At 37.1% G+C, this 17,497-nt stretch carries 18 protein-coding genes; 3 read left to right on the plus strand and 15 right to left on the minus strand.

The features are described from left to right. Positions 1-79: 79 nt before the first annotated feature. From QUF99_RS20585 to QUF99_RS20610, 6 genes are all read right to left on the minus strand, one after another. On the minus strand, positions 80-1,996 hold the full coding sequence (locus QUF99_RS20585) for a stage V sporulation protein D (RefSeq protein ID WP_289372435.1): 1,917 nt from the start codon (positions 1,994-1,996) through the stop codon (positions 80-82). Positions 1,997-2,080: 84 nt separating this feature from the next. Further along, positions 2,081-4,237 (minus strand): penicillin-binding protein, encoded by a 2,157-nt coding sequence (locus QUF99_RS20590; protein ID WP_289372436.1) that lies wholly within the window; start codon positions 4,235-4,237, stop codon positions 2,081-2,083. An 18-nt stretch (positions 4,238-4,255) separates the two neighbouring features. Beyond that, positions 4,256-4,612, minus strand: a complete 357-nt coding sequence (gene ftsL / locus QUF99_RS20595; RefSeq protein WP_289372438.1) for a cell division protein FtsL — start codon at positions 4,610-4,612, stop codon at positions 4,256-4,258. A gap of 15 nt (positions 4,613-4,627) precedes the next feature. Further along, positions 4,628-5,560, minus strand: coding sequence for a 16S rRNA (cytosine(1402)-N(4))-methyltransferase RsmH (gene rsmH, locus QUF99_RS20600; protein WP_289372440.1), 933 nt, complete (start codon positions 5,558-5,560; stop codon positions 4,628-4,630). Between the two features lie 408 nt (positions 5,561-5,968). Beyond that, a complete protein-coding gene (bshC, locus tag QUF99_RS20605; RefSeq protein ID WP_289372442.1) occupies positions 5,969-7,585 on the minus strand; it encodes a bacillithiol biosynthesis cysteine-adding enzyme BshC in 1,617 nt (538 codons plus the stop codon). 79 nt (positions 7,586-7,664) lie between these two features. Continuing rightward, the gene (locus QUF99_RS20610) at positions 7,665-8,552 is read right to left on the minus strand and encodes a 2-dehydropantoate 2-reductase (RefSeq protein WP_289374717.1); all 888 of its coding nucleotides are present in this window, start codon (positions 8,550-8,552) and stop codon (positions 7,665-7,667) included. A 331-nt stretch (positions 8,553-8,883) separates the two neighbouring features. Between QUF99_RS20610 and QUF99_RS20615 the strand changes: the two genes are divergently transcribed. Further along, positions 8,884-9,357 carry an N-acetyltransferase gene (locus tag QUF99_RS20615; RefSeq protein WP_289372444.1) on the plus strand — a complete coding sequence of 158 codons (474 nt, stop codon included), beginning with the start codon at positions 8,884-8,886 and terminating at the stop codon, positions 9,355-9,357. Positions 9,358-9,385: 28 nt separating this feature from the next. Here QUF99_RS20615 and QUF99_RS20620 read toward each other — a convergent pair whose 3' ends face one another. The 5 genes from QUF99_RS20620 to QUF99_RS20640 form a co-directional block, all read right to left on the minus strand. Beyond that, the gene (locus tag QUF99_RS20620) at positions 9,386-9,907 is read right to left on the minus strand and encodes an RsfA family transcriptional regulator (RefSeq protein ID WP_289372446.1); all 522 of its coding nucleotides are present in this window, start codon (positions 9,905-9,907) and stop codon (positions 9,386-9,388) included. An 86-nt stretch (positions 9,908-9,993) separates the two neighbouring features. Then, positions 9,994-10,161 (minus strand): hypothetical protein, encoded by a 168-nt coding sequence (locus QUF99_RS20625; RefSeq protein WP_289372448.1) that lies wholly within the window; start codon positions 10,159-10,161, stop codon positions 9,994-9,996. Positions 10,162-10,338: 177 nt separating this feature from the next. Continuing rightward, positions 10,339-10,509 carry an enoyl-CoA hydratase-related protein gene (locus QUF99_RS20630; RefSeq protein ID WP_289372450.1) on the minus strand — a complete coding sequence of 57 codons (171 nt, stop codon included), beginning with the start codon at positions 10,507-10,509 and terminating at the stop codon, positions 10,339-10,341. Between the two features lie 368 nt (positions 10,510-10,877). Then, complete coding sequence (rpmF, locus tag QUF99_RS20635; RefSeq protein WP_001984764.1) at positions 10,878-11,051, minus strand: 50S ribosomal protein L32; 174 nt, start codon at positions 11,049-11,051, stop codon at positions 10,878-10,880. A gap of 62 nt (positions 11,052-11,113) precedes the next feature. Then, entirely contained in the window at positions 11,114-11,623 is a 510-nt protein-coding gene (locus QUF99_RS20640) for a YceD family protein (RefSeq protein ID WP_289372451.1), read from the minus strand. A 153-nt stretch (positions 11,624-11,776) separates the two neighbouring features. Between QUF99_RS20640 and QUF99_RS20645 the strand changes: the two genes are divergently transcribed. Next, complete coding sequence (locus tag QUF99_RS20645) at positions 11,777-13,018, plus strand: nucleotidyltransferase (RefSeq protein ID WP_289374719.1); 1,242 nt, start codon at positions 11,777-11,779, stop codon at positions 13,016-13,018. A 210-nt stretch (positions 13,019-13,228) separates the two neighbouring features. On the opposite strand, the gene QUF99_RS20650 is transcribed toward QUF99_RS20645, so the two are convergent. Continuing rightward, positions 13,229-14,254 (minus strand): SepM family pheromone-processing serine protease, encoded by a 1,026-nt coding sequence (locus QUF99_RS20650; protein ID WP_289372452.1) that lies wholly within the window; start codon positions 14,252-14,254, stop codon positions 13,229-13,231. After that, positions 14,247-15,038, minus strand: a complete 792-nt coding sequence (locus QUF99_RS20655; protein WP_289372453.1) for a patatin-like phospholipase family protein — start codon at positions 15,036-15,038, stop codon at positions 14,247-14,249. Before QUF99_RS20655 ends, QUF99_RS20650 begins: the two co-directional genes overlap by 8 nt. A gap of 111 nt (positions 15,039-15,149) precedes the next feature. Between QUF99_RS20655 and ylbJ the strand changes: the two genes are divergently transcribed. Next, positions 15,150-16,382 carry a sporulation integral membrane protein YlbJ gene (gene ylbJ, locus QUF99_RS20660; protein WP_289372455.1) on the plus strand — a complete coding sequence of 411 codons (1,233 nt, stop codon included), beginning with the start codon at positions 15,150-15,152 and terminating at the stop codon, positions 16,380-16,382. Here ylbJ and coaD read toward each other — a convergent pair. Together coaD and rsmD are read right to left on the minus strand one after the other, a co-directional pair. Then, positions 16,374-16,865: a pantetheine-phosphate adenylyltransferase gene (coaD, locus tag QUF99_RS20665; RefSeq protein WP_289372457.1), complete on the minus strand. Its 492-nt coding sequence runs from the start codon at positions 16,863-16,865 to the stop codon at positions 16,374-16,376. The genes ylbJ and coaD overlap by 9 nt on opposite strands. Beyond that, positions 16,853-17,428 (minus strand): 16S rRNA (guanine(966)-N(2))-methyltransferase RsmD, encoded by a 576-nt coding sequence (gene rsmD, locus QUF99_RS20670; RefSeq protein WP_289372459.1) that lies wholly within the window; start codon positions 17,426-17,428, stop codon positions 16,853-16,855. The genes coaD and rsmD overlap by 13 nt, the downstream gene beginning before the upstream one ends. Between the last annotated feature and the right edge of the window lie 69 nt (positions 17,429-17,497).

Genomic DNA, 17,497 nt, shown 5'->3' on the forward strand with positions numbered 1-17,497 from the left:
TCATAGAAACCAAATTTCTATGAAAACATATATTGACTCAACTTCCACCAATTGTATCATAAAATACAATCCCTTACTCTTAATTACCGAAGTAAATTCGAATTTTTGAGCCTTCTTTTACTTTGGTACCTGGCTTGGGAGATTGTTCAATAATTTTCTCTCCTTCACCGCTTGCATCGAGCTGTAAATCTACAAGCTGTGTTTGTAAATCTTTTTTCTTCATCCCCACTAAATCAGGAACTTCTATTGTAGGTGTGTCGCCCCATTTGAATTCTTTTTCAATCTGTTCTTTTCGCGGTTCTACCCCCATAACAGGAAGTGCATCACGAAGAATATTTCCAACGATTGGAGCAGCGACAACACCACCAAATTGCGTAATCCCTTTCGGGTTATCAACAGCAACATATACTACAATTTGAGGATCATCTGCTGGAGCAAATCCAATAAACGACACAATATAGTTATTATCTAAGTATTTTCCATCTTTTACTTTTTGAGCTGTTCCAGTTTTCCCACCAACGCGGTAGCCATCAATATAAGCTCCTTTACCAGAACCTTTCGCTACAACATTCTCTAGCGCATAACGAACTTTTTCTGATGTTTCCTTGGAAATAACCGTTTTCTTCGCTACCGGCGTTTTCTTACTCACAACTTGTTTATTCGATGGATCAACAAACTCTTTCGCAATGTATGGTTGGTATAATGTTCCCCCATTTACAGCCGCTGCCACTGCAGCAACTTGTTGAATCGGTGTAACAGATACTCCTTGCCCAAAAGAAGTTGTCGCTTGTTCAACTGGCCCAACTTTTTTTAAGTCGAATAAAATCCCTCTGCCTTCTCCTTGCAAGTCAATTCCTGTCTTTTGTCCGAATCCAAAATTACGAATATATTGAAATAACTTTTCTTTCCCTAGACGGTCCCCCAGTTCAATAAATCCTGGGTTACAAGAATTTTGAACGACTTCTAAAAAGGTCTGGCTGCCATGCCCACCAGCTTTCCAACAACGCAATCTGGCTCCACCGACTTCAGCTGCTCCATCATCATAAAACGTATCTTTCTCTAAGTCTACTAAATTTTCATTCAAAGCAGCTGCTAATGTAATAATTTTAAATGTCGATCCCGGCTCATATGTACTCCACACAGGCAAGTTTCGGTTAAACACTTCTGGGGAAACACTTTTGAAGTCTGCCGGATCAAAACTTGGTCGACTGGACATCCCTAAAATTTCACCATTCTTCGGATTCATAGCAATCGCAATCATACCATCTGGATTATATGTCGCTTCTGCAATATTGAGTTCTCGTTCCATGATCGTTTGAACACGAGCATCAATTGTTAATTTTAAATCCAAACCATCCTCCGGTTCTTTGAAATCATCACCTATATTCGGCATTCGTTGTCCTTTCGCATCTGCAAAGAAGCGAACGTGTCCTTTATCACCATTTAACTCTTTATCATAATTCAGTTCTAATCCCATAAGACCTTGATTGTCAATGCCAGCAAAACCTAATACATGTGATAAATATTTTCCAAATGGATAATGTCGAATAGAATCTTCGGCAATATAAACTCCTTTTAAACTTAACGCTCGCACTTCCTTTGCTTTATCATGCGAAATTTTCCTTCCGCCTTTATCCAACCTTACAATAGATGACTTTTTTGTAATACGACCATAAATTTCCTCTTTTTCCACACCTAAAACTGCAGCTAACTTCTCTGCAGTCTCTGCTGGTTTTTCGATTTGCCTCGGTACAACAAAGACAGTTGGTGCACTTTTATTTGTTGCAAGCTCCACACCATTGCGATCTAAAATTTTCCCTCGTTCAGGTTCGAAAGTAATATTACGACTCCACGAATCTTTCGCACGATCTGTTAACATATTCCCAAGAAAAAACTGCACATACCCAAGGCGAATATCAATAATCGTAAAAATGAGTATACCTGATACAAGCGCAAAAATAAGTCTCTTTCTAACAGTTACATTCGATACACGCATATCGGAACAAGCCCTCCTTTACGCCTAGCTTGTTCCAATATATGCTTGTACTTGTTTCATTAGAACCTCTTGATTCTCCTCACATTACGTACCTTCTTCTTTCTCGGCCTCTTGTTGTGGCTCAAGCGGCGGCACTAATGTTACGCCTAATTCCGTTCCTTCTTGCAGCGGTGTTCCTTCCGCCACACTTTGTTCTGTCACATATCCTGTTCCAGACGGTGTCAAATTAAGATTTAACATTTTCGCTAAATTCATAACATCACGAAGTGCCCATCCTTGTATGTTTGGCATAACCGGGTTATCTCCCACTAAGAAGATTCGATCGCCCTTCAATGTTTTTTCAGTCGCTTTCGGCACTTGTTGTTTCACTTTACCTTCGCCTAAAATAATCGGACGGAATTTTGCTTTTTCTAACGTCGCTTTCGCTTCTTCCATCGATTTTCCAAGTACATCAGGAACCGTAGCTTGCTGCTGTTTTACATATTTCTTCGGCTCTTTCACTTCATGCGGTTTAATTTTCAAATACTCTAAACTATTTTTCGTTACAGATTTAAACATTTCCGCAAGCGGTTGTGCTCCGTACTCGTTATCTTTCAACTTCGGTTGTTTAATTGCTAAGTATACGATTAACTGCGGGTCATCCATAGGGGCCATACCAAGGAATGAGAAAATGTAATTTTCTCTTCCAGTCATATATCCGCCTTTTCCATTTGGAATTTGCGCTGTCCCCGTTTTTCCTCCGACAGAGTACCCATCAATTTTGTACGCATTCCCCGTTCCTTTTGGTGATGTAACAACGCGCTCTAATAATTGTCTTACTTGTGCAGCTGTTTCTTTTGTAATCGGCTGTCCTACTTCTTCTGGTTTATGCTGCAATGTGACTTTATTATTTATTGGATCCACAATGCGATCAATTGTATATGGCTTCATCATTTTCCCATCATTTGCAATGGCTGTCGCAGCTTGTACAAGCTGTATTGGTGTAACAGTAGACCCTTGCCCAAACGCTGTTGTCACTTGCTCAACTTGTTTATCAAACAAAATTGTATTTTCACCTTCACCAGGCAAATCAATATGCGTTTTTTCATCCATTCCAAATTTTTGAATGTATTGACGGAAACGATCCGGTCCCAGTTTCTTATCTCCTAAAATTGCAAATGCAACGTTGGAAGAACGCTCGACACCTTCATCAAACGTAATGGAACCCCATCCAGCACCATTGTTATGATCTCGTATTATGCGATCACCAACTGTATATGTACCGGATTGATAATAATCCTGTCCATTATATACGCCCTCATTAATTGCAGCAGCTAATGTAAAAATTTTCATTGTTGACCCTGGTTCATACGCATTTGCGATTGGATCATTTAAAAAGTATTGAATATCACGCTCATTTGGATCATAGCTAGGTCGACTCGACATCCCCAAAATTTTTCCTGTTTTTGGATCTGCTACAACTCCAATCAACATAGAAGGTTCATAATGTTTATCAGCTTCTACCATCGCCTCTTCTAAAAATCCTTGTATACGCTGATCAATCGTTAAATACACATTATCACCATTTTTCGGTGGTTTTACATCTGCTTTTCCACCTTCAAGAGAAATACCATTACGATCTCCTGTATATGCTACGCTTCCATTCGAAGCACGTAAATATTTATCTAAGCTCTTTTCTAGTCCAAATTTACCTTCTGCAATCCCTACGTCATTAGGTTTAGCAAAACCTAATACATAAGAAGCAAAGTCTCCATTCGGATATACTCTCGCTTTTTCCGTAACAAATGAAATGCCATCTATACGAAGAGCTTCAATTTGCTCTTTTTGTTCTTTCGTCAAGTTTTTCCCTATCGATCCAAACTCCACTTGGTTTTTATCTTTATTTAAATACTCTAAAATCTCTTGTTCATTCTTTCCAAGTACACCTGCAATTTTATTAGCAGCATCCTGTTTGTCTTTTACAGGTTTTTCACCTTTTAACTCAGCCACGATCTTATATGAATTCGCATCTTGAGCCAACACATAACCATTTTGATCATAAATCGTTCCACGGTTTGCTTCAAGTACACCGTTTTTATTATGTTTTTCTTTTGCAAGTTTCTTTAAATCCTCACCGTTCACTGTTCCTGTTGCTTGAATAAAAAAGAAACGGGCTAACAACAGAAAAAAGAGCAGGAGGAAAAATATCATAAAGTAACCTGCTCCTTTATTAGTATGAAATTTATTCATATTTCTCTTCATATTCGCTTCACACCTATATTAATCTAGACCTTTCACGTTATTCGCATTAATCTCTAGCCCGTGTTTTTTTGCGATTTCTGCGATACGTTCATAACGGCTTAACTTTTCCACTTCAGCTTGTAATTCTTGATTTTTCTTTTGTTGCTTAACAATTGTACTCTCCATTTGTGCTGTTTCAGCATCGGCTTGGTATAATCCTGCTTTATTTCCAATAAAAGCAATGCAGGCATATAATAAAAAGCCAATAAAAGCAACATACAACAACTTCTCAATTCTTGTGATTTTTGTTTTCACATTAGGTTGTACCATCTGCTGGGGTACCTGAGTCTGCACTTGCTCTTGTTGCTGTTTATACTTTACAGCTAAATTTGTCATACCTCTCTCTCCCTTTTATCGCTTTTCAGCAATTCGTAACTTCGCAGAGCGCGCCCGGTTATTCTCTTCTAATTCTAACTCAGAAGGTAAAATTGGTTTTCTTGTAATCAGTTTTAACTTTGGCTTAAACTCATCAGGAATGATTGGTAATCCTGGTGGAAGATCTGGTGTTGTACTATTTCGTTTAAATGTCGTTTTACAAATACGGTCTTCTAACGAATGGAATGTAATGACGCTAATTCTTCCACCAGGCTTGATCATTTCAATCGCTGATTCCAGCGCTTCTTCAAATACTTTCAATTCATCATTTACCGCAATACGGATCGCTTGGAATACTCGTTTCGCAGGGTGACCACCTGTTCTACGCGCTGGGGCTGGAATTCCTTCTTTAATTAATTCTACTAACTCCCCTGTTGTTTCAATCGACTTGTTCTCGCGATACGCTTCTATTTTCCTTGCAATTTGCTTTGAAAATTTCTCTTCACCATATTGGAAAAAGATTCTTACGAGTTGCTCATATGACCAGCTGTTTACAACGTCATATGCCGTTAATGGGGCATCTTGGTCCATCCGCATATCTAGCGGCGCATCATGATGATAACTAAAACCACGTTCTGGTGTATCTAATTGTGGGGATGAAACTCCTAAATCGAATAGAATGCCATCTACTTCTGTAATTCCTAATTCATGTAGTTTTTCTGACAGGTAGCGAAAATTACTTTTCACTGTTATAAATTGTTCACCATAAGAAGAAAATTTTTCTTTTGCATTTTGAATGGCAATCTCATCTTGATCGAATGCAATTAACTTTCCTCCTGCTGTTAGCTGGGATAATAAATAAGAACTATGTCCTCCTCCGCCCAGCGTACAATCTACATATGTACCGCCCGGCTTTATATCCAAACCATCTACTGTTTCTTTTAAAAGAACTGTTACGTGTTTAAACATTGTTGCACCTACTTTTTGCAAAATAATACGTTGAATTCGTCTCTTCTCGCTCTAGTTAGCCATACTCCTTCCAACTCAACCTTACGAGAAATCGTCAGGGGAAAGTCATGCCCCCTAAAGACTTGATTCATCCAACTAATCGTCAGTAGAAATGAAATATCTACTAATCGAAGTTTCCCTTTATTATATACTAAATTTTATCATCTTTTGCGGTAAATTACATAAAAACCTGTCGAAAAACATAATAATACGTTTACATTTTGTTCTATTTTGTCATATGCATGCTTTTTCGGTGTCAATATCGAACTTGCATCCTTTTTTGAAGGTAAACTACGCAAAAAGAAATGAATTGATTTTACAGGTAATTCCACAAAACAAAAATAAAATCCTGCTCCTAAGAGCAAGATTTTACAGTTTTATAATATGATGTTTTCCATCCCAAGCGAACGATTGCTTCATCACTCGTTCTACAAAATCTAAACCAAACTGATTTAAGTAATAACATATATTCCATACGCGCTCTTGCGGTGCACCTAAAGGACGCAGTGCATATTGTAAACGGCGGAATTTATTGAGCTCTACCTCGTGCTTTTTTTCAATATTTCGTTTCAACGTTCTTTCTAACAATTGCAGCTGCTCTATAATCTTTTGTTCATTTTTTTTAGAAAATTGCTGTAACCCAGGATCTACTTTGCTTACAAATTGTTGCAAGGAGGTATGCAGCGCAACTATTTTCTCTGTCGTCTCTGTAAATTGACAATCAATCGGCTCTTCTCCTTGATTAGAAAGCCATTTTTCACGAAGTATATCCATATCATTTAAAAACGGATCACTTTCTTGTAATTGTAAATCTTGTAAATCCGTTGCAATATCACGCTCCATATAACTAATTGTGAGACGTGGAACAACCGGGGGCATTTGAAAACCAAACGCATGGAATACTTGCTGCAATTCACTCCAGTAAGCAATTTCACCCGGGCCTCCAATAAACGCTAATGTTGGAAATACGTATTCTTGCATAAGTGGTCTTGTCACAACATTATTGCTAAATCGTTCCGGATTTTTTTCCATTTCATCTATTAATTCTTCATATGAAAACGAATATACGCCATTTTTCCCAACAAATTGGCCATTCTCTTCTTCTAACAACACACGTTCTTGATCAATTTGCATAAAAATATGAACTGCACTATGTTTCGTTTCAATAATTGGTTTATACCCTTGTTCTCTCAGTAATTGCTGTTGGTTCTGAAGTCCAACCTGCACTTCTTTGTAACAGCTTACGATTTGCTTGAAAAAGGAAACTTCCAATTTTCTTAGCGCTGGATGATGGGAATCGACAAGAATTAAACCAGAATCTGCAAACAACTTCATTATGAGCCGCGCAAAGAAATCTACATATGTATGAGAATTTTGCAGGGCATCTTCTACAAACTGTAATACATCCTTTGTAAAATTCGTTTCTGGGTACGTTTTAAAAATTTCCTCTATCCACTTTTTACAATCTTCGATTGAAAGATCAGATTCAGATGCACTCGCATTTTTCGGATGTCGATCGTGAAAAATTGTCTTTTTTATTTTTTTATTTTTTGTTACGAACACATGATTAATTTCATCAATATCATGATCTTCTCCAGCAATCCAAAAAACAGGAACAACACGAACTCCTAAAGTTGCTTCTTTTTCCTTAGCAAGCTGTAAAATCGAGATAATTTTATGCACTGTATAAAGAGGTCCAGTTAACAAGCCCGCTTGCTGCCCTCCGACAACAACATATGTATTTTCATCTGCCAATGCTTGAATATTCCGAAGTGTATGGTCTCCAGCATGCAAATTTGTATTATATTGTAATAAATGCGCCACCAAATCTTGACGGAAATACTGTTTATCACGTAAATCATGCAGTCGCTGTCTAAATCCATCTTCTGTCAACGGATAATCAAAGCACGCTTGAATCTCTTTACTATCTTTCATATAGTCCGCTACAACACCTTGTAGTGGAACAGAGATTTTTTTTATCTCCATATAATTCTTCCTTTCATATCCTGTTCTCTCACCAACCCACATTGTAGTCAATGTTTGATGCAAAAGCAAAGAATATCTCTTATACTTCTAATCCCTTTATCGAATGATGTAAAAACTTAAGTATAGGAACTTGCTTTTGTTGCTTCTCAGCTTCCTCTATCGTATAACCGATAATCGCATCAATTTCCGTTTTCCGATGATTCTTCACATCAGCTAACATAGAAGAGATATTACTCGATGTACTTTCACATACGTTACAAACGAATTGCCACAACTCTTCCTTTTTCTCCTCTTCTACAAGAAAAATAACTTCCTGAAATACTTGCTCCATCACTTTATAAAAGAATGGATTCGTTAACAATTCTCCGTTCTGCACGCCAAATAAAGCTGTTAGCGGATTAATACAAACGTTTACTATCAGTTTATTACACATTGTGCTTTTCCAATCCTCTTCAATCTGAAGTGGAAACAATTCTGAGGAAAAACAATGAAATAACGATTCAAATTGTGCCTTGTCACCACGAACAAATCCAAACTTTGTAACTCCTACTCCTGTATGGTGTACTGTATCATCATTTTCCTTCTTCGCACCATGCTCTACGATACCAACCGCTATGTTTTCATGCTTCATCTTTTGAAATAGATGAAGGTGAGACATCCCATTTTGTAAAAAAACAAGCCGCTGCTGCCCTTTTATAAAAGGCAGTATATGTTCTAAGTGATATTGTTTCACAGCAACTAACATATAATCCATTCGATCATCTGCCACTTTCTCTAAAGGCTTAACATCCGGAAATACTGTTTCCGTTTTTCCATGCCGAAAACACGTTACACCAACCTCCATTAATTTTTCAGCTTGTTCTATCGTTCTTGTATACAATGTAACGTCCTGTTTATTCTTTTTTAGATAAAACGCAAAAAGAAGGCCAATTGCCCCTGGACCAATAACTCCAATTTTCATCTCTATTCACGCAAGAGCCCCCAGGCCAATCGTGTGAAAGACAAAGCCTCACAATCAGTCCTAGGTCTCCTGACTTCCTCCTCTCCATTCATCATGCTGTAACACTTTCAATAATTTTTTAATTTCTTCTAGCTCACAATCTGCCGAGTAACAATTCCATTTCATAATCGCCATACCGATAAAAGTTTCACTTTATAAGACTAGTGTAGCAAATTTTTTTTAAAAATAACGAAAGAATTATTCTATTCTATTCATAAAAGTGAAAAAATGAGTTATAATATAATTGAAAATATTTATACTTTTCTTTATTTTCAAGACAAGAAAAGGATGTGATAAAATGACTTTCCCAAAAGTCGAGCGCTTGCTCATCAATTATAAAACATTAGAAGAATTTAAAAAATTTAAAGGCTGTGGCGCTCAAGAGCTATCTATGTTTGAAGAGTTACAATCGAATATTATTGAAAATGATAGCGAATCTCCATTTTACGGAATTTACTACGGAGGATCTCTCATCGCACGTATGAGTTTGTACATGAGGAGACATGGTGAAGCGAATCTCGAAATCACTGGACCTTACGTAGAGCTTTCTAAACTTGAAGTATTGCCAACTTATCAAAAACAAGGTTTTGGCAAAATGCTCGTTAGTTATGCAAAGCAACTACAATTTCCAATTAAAACTACAGCTCGGATCCAATCCGCTGCATTTTGGGATAAACTAAATTTCAAAAATGTACTAACCGCCGATCACGAATTTTATATTTGGTATCCAGAAGCTAATTTGAATGCGGTTACAAACGAAGAATCTGCTTAAAATAAAAACAGCTGTATAACAGCTGTTTTTATTTTTTCACTTTTTCTAACGCTTCATGCTCATGAATAACATCTCTTTCTTTTGTTTCTAGTACCATCACATTTCTTTTTCTATCAATGTAATCCAGTAAAGTACGATATTCTTCCTCATATACAGATAAGCGCTTAAGAAGCCATTCTTTTTCTTTTTGTAACAATTCGATTTTTTGCTGCAATTCTTTTGACTCTTTTTCTTCTTTATATTTTTGCAAAAAGACAATGACATCGTTTAATGTAATGGATACTGAAGGAAACTCTGTTTTTTTCGGTTGCTGCACATCATAATTTTCTATTTTTCGTATTTGTTTCGCCTCTTCAATACGTTCCTTATATTGCTTTCTAACGTAAGAATTCCATCGAAATCCACAGGCTGCAGGTGTACGAGATAAATTTCTGCCTACCTCTTTAAAGGCAGACAGCTGCGTGCCACCTTCGCGAATATGCCGGAGTACTACTTCTGCCAGAAGTAAATCTTCATCATCAGTCCATGCATCTTGTCTTGTTGTCGCCATCCTTCTAGTCCTCCTTATGCATTTTTTATTAAACATATGCAGTTACTAGAAAAGATAGACTATTAACATGCAAAGAATATATTTTTCTATTTCTTTACAAGCGTTGCAATAGCCTGACTATGCTCTTCGGATCCCCATAAACGTGCACATTCTGTTATTTCTTCTTCCATCCGCTCTCTTAAGTTATTTTCTCTCCACTTTCTAATCGCAGCAGCCTTATATGCTCTTTGCACTTTTGTGCTTGGAATTAACATCTCCCCTAACCATTTTTGACATACCTCCTTTACATTACCTTCAAATATCTCATGTATAAATCCATAATTACGTGCTTTCTCGGCAGAAAAGCGACGTGCTGAGCAAAGCAAAGCCACAGCCTGATCGTATCGAACCTTCTCATGTAGTATGACCGCTCCCCCCCGCCCTGTTATGATTCATAAATTTCCCTGTATAAAACCAATAATCGCATCTTTAGAAGCAAAACGATAATCACATGCCGCAGCAAGTTCACATCCGCCTCCAACTACCGCTCCATTTAGAAGTGCTACTGCAGGCACAGGAAGCGTCATAATTCCATACAAACCCCTTCCCATCCGCTCTAGCATACATAAGCCGCTTCCTCTGTTTACAGCCCGTGAAACGCCTCTAAATCTCCTCCTGAGCAAAACAACCTTCCATTCCCTGTTATTACAACACCTTTTATTTTCATATCCCGTCTTATCTCTTACAGAGCACGTTCTAAATCATTCATCATCTCATAGTCAATCGCATTATGACGTTTAGGGTGATTTAATGTAACCCGAACAATATCTATTTCTCTGCGTTCTATTAGAAACTTCGTCACACTTCATTTCTCCTTTCACTTCACAAAATTATGTTCGAGAAAAATGAAAAAACCGCCTCTTTCGTCTAATAGGAAAAAAAGACAAAAAAAATAAACGCAGAAGAATATCTTCTGCGTTTATTTCCGCAATTACTTGCTGATTACTTCTTTACCTTTGTAAGTACCGCATGCTTTACATACACGGTGAGCTAATTTCGCTTCACCACAGCTTGGGCACTCTACCATACCAGGTACTGATAATTTGAAATGCGTACGACGCTTTCTTTTTACTGTTTTAGAAGTTCTTCTAAAAGGTACAGCCATTCTTCCCACCTCCTTAAAAGAAAAAGTTATTTTCATATTGAAGGCCTGAACCAGTCTTCCGATTATTTGTCAAAAAACTTTGCAAGTCCTGCTAATCTTGGATCAACAGTCTTTTCTTCGTTTTTCTCCGAAATCACTTGCCAGTCTTGACCTTTCGACGGTGCTCCACCGGAAACATCATCACTGAAAATTTGCATTGGAATCTCCAAAAGTATATTTTCCTTGATTATAGGGAGTAAGTCAAGTACTTCTCCTTCTAAACGATGGATTTCCGCTTCCGTTTCATACTCTTCTGCTACTTCTGCGGAAGTTTGAAACACCTCAATTGTTTTCATGTCAAATGGTAATGTTACATCTACTAAAGAGCGAGAACATGGCAAGACCATGCTTCCAGTTATATGTAGATGAAACGTAAACTTGTTGGAGCCAAAATCAACTCTACCTGTTACATGAACAGGTTTAATTTCACGAATATCTTTCTCGACTTCTTTTAGCTCACTTACATCTACCATCTCATCCAATGTCAATCCTTTATTTCTTAATTTGTTTAATTGATGGATGGACCATTTCATATCATATCACCTCAAGGCAACAAACAAAATTATAGCTAGCCATTTTATATTTGTCAATGTTTTTTCTTTACACTATAATGAAGTCATTATAGGAAATAATATATAGATTATCATGTTTTGAGAAAAGATGCTACATCGAAAGGAGAGATTATCATAAAGGCTAGCGGTATTATCGTTGAATATAACCCATTTCATAACGGTCATGCTTATCATGTGCAACAAACAAAAAAATTAACACAGGCTGACATTATCATCGCTGTCATGAGCGGAGCTTTTTTACAACGCGGTGAGCCAGCTCTCTTATCAAAATGGTATCGTACAAAGATGGCATTAGCTGGTGGCGTTGATCTCGTCGTCGAGCTCCCCTATACATTTGCAACGCAAAAAGCTGAAACATTTGCAAACGGGGCCGTTTCTATTTTAGACGCTCTTGGTGTCTCTGAAATTTGCTTTGGCAGTGAAAATGGACATATTCAAAACTTTTATAACACACTCTCTTTACGCCAAGAAGAACAAGATAATTTTAATCGTTTTGTGCAGCAATTTATGAAAGCGGGAAATAGTTATGCAAAAGCAACTTCTGAAGCTTTTTCACACATCCAGCAAAACATAGCTACCGTTGATATGTCTCAGCCAAACAACATATTAGGCTTACATTATATTGACGCTATCCTTTCACAAAAAAGCACAATGAAGGCGTATACAATAAAGCGCTTTGCTTCTCATTATCACGATGAAACATTTCAAGACGAGCACATTGCAAGTGCAACAAGTATCCGGAAGCAATTGTTTAGTGAAAACAGCTCATTTACAACCATCTATCCATTTGTACCAAACAGCACCGCCGCTCTTTTAGAGCAATATAAACATACATATCACTGTCTACATAATTGGGAAAAATATTTCCCATTCTTAAAATATAAAATTATGACAATGTCTCCATCCGAACTACAACATATATATGAAATCGAGGAAGGATTGGAACACCGTATTTTATCTAAAATGCAAGGTACCTCGTCATTTCTTTCATTTATGGAAGCATTAAAAACGAAGCGTTATACATGGACCAGGCTGCAGCGAGCATGTACACATATTTTAACAAATACGACAAAAGAAGAGATAAAACAAGCAAACATACAAGAGCATGCAGCATACGTTCGTCTACTGGGGATGTCTCAAAAAGGACAAACCTATATTTCAAATAGTAAAAAGAAAATAGAGCTGCCACTTCTTTCTCATACAAAGACATTCCAGCATCCCATTCTAGATATAGAACGAAAAGCAAACGCTGTTTATTTTTCTATCCTACAAGAACCTTTGCGGACCGAAATGATAAAAAAAGACATCACACATCATCCCATTCGATATGATGAAATAACCGGGAAATTTCTATAAGATGAAATCTCCCCTTGTTAAGTGAACTTTATTCCCTCTAAGTGAGTTCTACACACTCTCTGTTAGCTCATTTGATCCAATTAGACTCCAGCCCTATAAACTTAGCGAGGACGTTCTTACAGCTAATGTAAGCAGAACAACATATTTTTCTTTATCCCTATATACTCATCTTATTCGCTACATAAAAAAACCTCTCTAAAACGAGAGGTTTTATTTTTTTTCTGTCATTTTTTCTAAGTATGCTAATGCATCATCCAGCGTATCTACCGGCACAATTTTCATCTTCGTTTTAATATCTTTAGCTGCTATGATCGCTTCCTTATAATTCGATTTCGGTGCCCCTTTTTCATTTGGAGCAAAAAATATTTCTGCTCCTGCATCATGAGCGGCAACTACTTTTTGTTGGATACCACCAATTGGGCCTATTTCTCCTTTTTCATTGATTGTTCCTGTTCCAGCAATTTCATGACCTTTTGTCATATCTTCTTTTACAAGCTGGTTATAAATTTCCAACGTAAACATTAATCCAGCAGAAGGCCCCCCAATATCATTTGCATTAATTTTCACTTTTGGATCGACTATTAATTCTTTATCAGTAATAATAGAAACCCCGATTCCTGCACGACTCTTATCTTCAGGAATTGGTTTTAATGTTAGTTTTTCTGTATGCGGCTTCTTATCCCGCACGTATTCAATGTTTGCTGCTTCACCTTCTTTTTTTCCTTTCATATACGCAATAAATTGCTCCGCTGTTTCAAAGGATTGCCCATCAACAGCTACAATAATATCTCCAAGTTTTAATTTTCCTTCCGCAGGCATATTTTTTGTAATTCCAGCTACTAATACCCCTTTATTTTGGAATGACACAGAACGATTCGCCCGCTTGTATGCATTATAAATCGCTGCATTTTGAGAATCTTTCATCGCGTATACTTGGCGAAATTGATATTCCTCGTCACTTTCATTTTGTTGTAAAATCTCTTCTTCCTTAAAAATTTGATTATACTTATTAAATTTTGCGGATAAAAAATTCACAACATTTGCACGTCCCATTGAAACCGTTACGAGCATAAAGTCTCCTGATTCTTTAGTTCCACCATCAACTTGTACATATGGTTCTAACTTTTCCGCCATACCTGGTTTTGTAATATAGTATGGAAGGCGAACATACACAAGTAGCATTGCTAATATAACCCCAATTAAAAGTGCATATACAAACCGAAACCGTTTAAACATTATTTTTCTCCTTCCACTGCTCAATTAATAAGTAAATTTCCTGAATATGTCTTTCTGCCTCTTCTTCTCCAACTCGAATAATATCTTCAATATTTGTAAAAGCACGAGAACTAAACTGTTCTACTGCCGGACGCATCATTAAATCTGAAGCGATTTGCCGATTAACAACAAGTTCATGCTGCATAATTTCAATACTCTGCATAATGACATCATAAATGGATGTCACTTCTCCATTCACTTTAATAGGTGATACATCTACAGCAATCACAATATCAGCACCCAGCTCTTTTACGACAGATACAGGAATACGATCAATAACTCCGCCGTCCACTAATAACCGACCGTCTATTTTCTCTGGTACAAATACACCCGGAACAGAAATACTTGCTCTCACGGCATCAGCAATAGAACCGCTTGTAAATACAACCTTTTCCCCCTTTAAAATGTCAGTGGCCACAACTGCAGTTGGGATATCTAACTCTTCTAATTTTTTATTATATGTAAACATTTTAATCATATCTTTTACACGTTTTCCAGAAATAAATCCCATTTTCGGCACAGTAAAATCTAAATAATATTTCCGTTTAAATAATGCCGCCATACGATAGAGCCTCTCGACGTTACAACTTGCTGCATAAAAAGTACCGATTAATGCCCCCATACTGCTTCCAGCAATCATATGAATTGGGATATTCGCCTCTCGTAATACTTTAATTACGCCGATATGTGCGAAGCCTTTCGCACCTCCAGACCCAAGAGCTAAACCAATTTTCGGTTCTTTCATTTCTCTCACCCTCAAAAATTTTTCACTCTCTTTTCATACTTATGGTCTAAACTCGCCATGTATCCACGTATACTGAAATGAACGTTTTGGGACAAAGGGGGATACGACAAAATGTATGAAAAATGGAAAACAGCTTTTCTCACCATAGCCATGATGTTTCTAACATTTTCTCTCGTACTTCATCCCCAAGCCGCCTTACAATCTTCTATTCGCGGATTAAATATATGGTGGGAAGTTGTGTTTCCTTCACTACTGCCTTTTTTTATTGTTGCAGAGCTATTAATTAGTATAGGTGTTGTGAAGTTTATCGGTATACTATTAGAACCTCTCATGCGCCCGCTTTTTCGTGTGCCCGGCATTGGCGGATTTGTTTGGGCCATGGGAATGGCTTCTGGCTTTCCAGCAGGCGCAAAACTAAGTGCCAGGCTCCGTCAAAGTAATCAATTGACACAAATTGAAGCAGAGCGCCTCGTGTCATTCACAAATTCTTCCAATCCGTTATTTATTTTTGGTGCTGTTTCAATCGGTTTTTTTAACAATCCAAGATTGGGTTTTATATTAGCCGCAGCTCATTATATTAGCAATTTTGCAGTCGGTTTACTCATGCGTTTTTACGGCAACAAAACAAAGTACATAAAAACAGAAAAACGCATACAAAAACGTCCATTACAACACGCATTTTCTATTCTTCATGAAACACGGTTGCAAGAAAAAAGGTCGATTGGAAAATTACTTGGTGATGCTATTATATCCTCTATTCAAACATTACTTATGATTGGCGGATTTATTATTTTATTCTCCGTTTTAAGTAAAATGATTACTATCTTTCAAATCACAGCGGCTCTTGCTTTTATTATGCAACAACTTTTAACATTCTTCCAACTTTCACCACATTTTAGCACACCCATCTTATCGGGTCTTTTCGAAATGACACTTGGAAGCCAAATGATTAGTCAAACCAATCAGACTACAATCCTCGAACAAGCAATGGTAACAAGCTTTATACTCGCATTTAGCGGCCTTTCTATCCAAGCTCAAGTCGCAAGTATTTTAGCAGAGACTGATATTCGCTTTAAACCATACTTCTTTGCACGAATTATACAGAGTATTCTTGCACCTATCTTTACACTTATATTTTGGAAACCACTTTATGAAAACCTGCATTCTTTTTCACCCAACCAAGAAGATATTCCTGTTTTTTTATCCAATCATTCTTCCGTCTTTTTAAAGGGGTGGGATTTATTAATCACTTACGGTCCTACTTTTACACTGTTTTGTTTATATCTATATGTGACTTTATTATTCTTACGCCTTATGAATAAAGAAAAACCCCGTTCATCTTAACGGGGTTTGAAACTTCTCTTTTAAAGCACGCTCTACAACTGGAGGAACAAGACCTGCTACATTTCCACCATAGCGAGCCACTTCTTTTACAATACTTGAACTTAAAAATGAATATTGATTATTTGTCATGATAAAAAATGTTTCAATATCTTCATCTAACTTACGATTCATTGATGTAATTTGCATCTCATATTCAAAATCAGACACCGCACGTAAACCACGTAAAATCGCGTTCGCATTACGCATTTTCGCATACTCAACTAACAATCCACTATGTGAGTCAACTTTTACATTGGGAATATCTTTTATTGCTTCTCGAATTAATTCTAAACGTTCTTCCACTGAAAAGAACGGTTTCTTGGACGAATTATTTAAAACAACAACATATACTTCATCAAATACCTTTGCGCCTCTTTTAATAATATCCAAATGCCCCAGGGTAATCGGATCAAAACTTCCTGAAGAAATTGCTATGCTTGCCATTCGGTCCCCTCACCTTCATGCTTATAAATCGAAATTGCAGTAATACCATAATTTTCAGCTCTTACCTTTACAAGTCCCCCTATTGTATCCGGTAAGATTACACCGTCTTCATGCTCAGCCATAATCAAACCATCATCGTTTAACAAACCATGCTGTTCCATTACACTGATCAAAGAAATAATTTTTTGATCTTTATACGGTGGATCTAACAATATAAGATCAAATGACAATTCGCGTTTAATTAACGCCTTTACAGCACGCTCTGCATCATTTCTATACACTTCAGCTTGCTCTTGCACCTTACAGCTTTCTAAATTTTGATGGATTACCTTTATCGCTTTATTATCACGATCAACAAAAATAGCTTTGTCAATCCCTCTGCTAAGCGCTTCAATTCCAAGCCCACCGCTGCCTCCAAATAAATCAAGTGCGGTTCCGCCTTCAAAATAAGGACCGATCATATTAAAAATTGCTTCTTTTACTTTATCGGTTGTTGGACGCGTTGTATTGCCTGGTACAGCTTTTAAAGGGTGTCCTTTACATTTCCCAGAAACTACTCTCATCTGTTGTCACTACCTTCATTTCAATCTATCGAGCGATTATTACAAACGAATATCCATTCTCATAACCGC

It is taken from the genome of Bacillus sp. DX4.1, from assembly GCF_030348195.1.
Lineage (GTDB): Bacteria > Bacillota > Bacilli > Bacillales > Bacillaceae_G > Bacillus_A.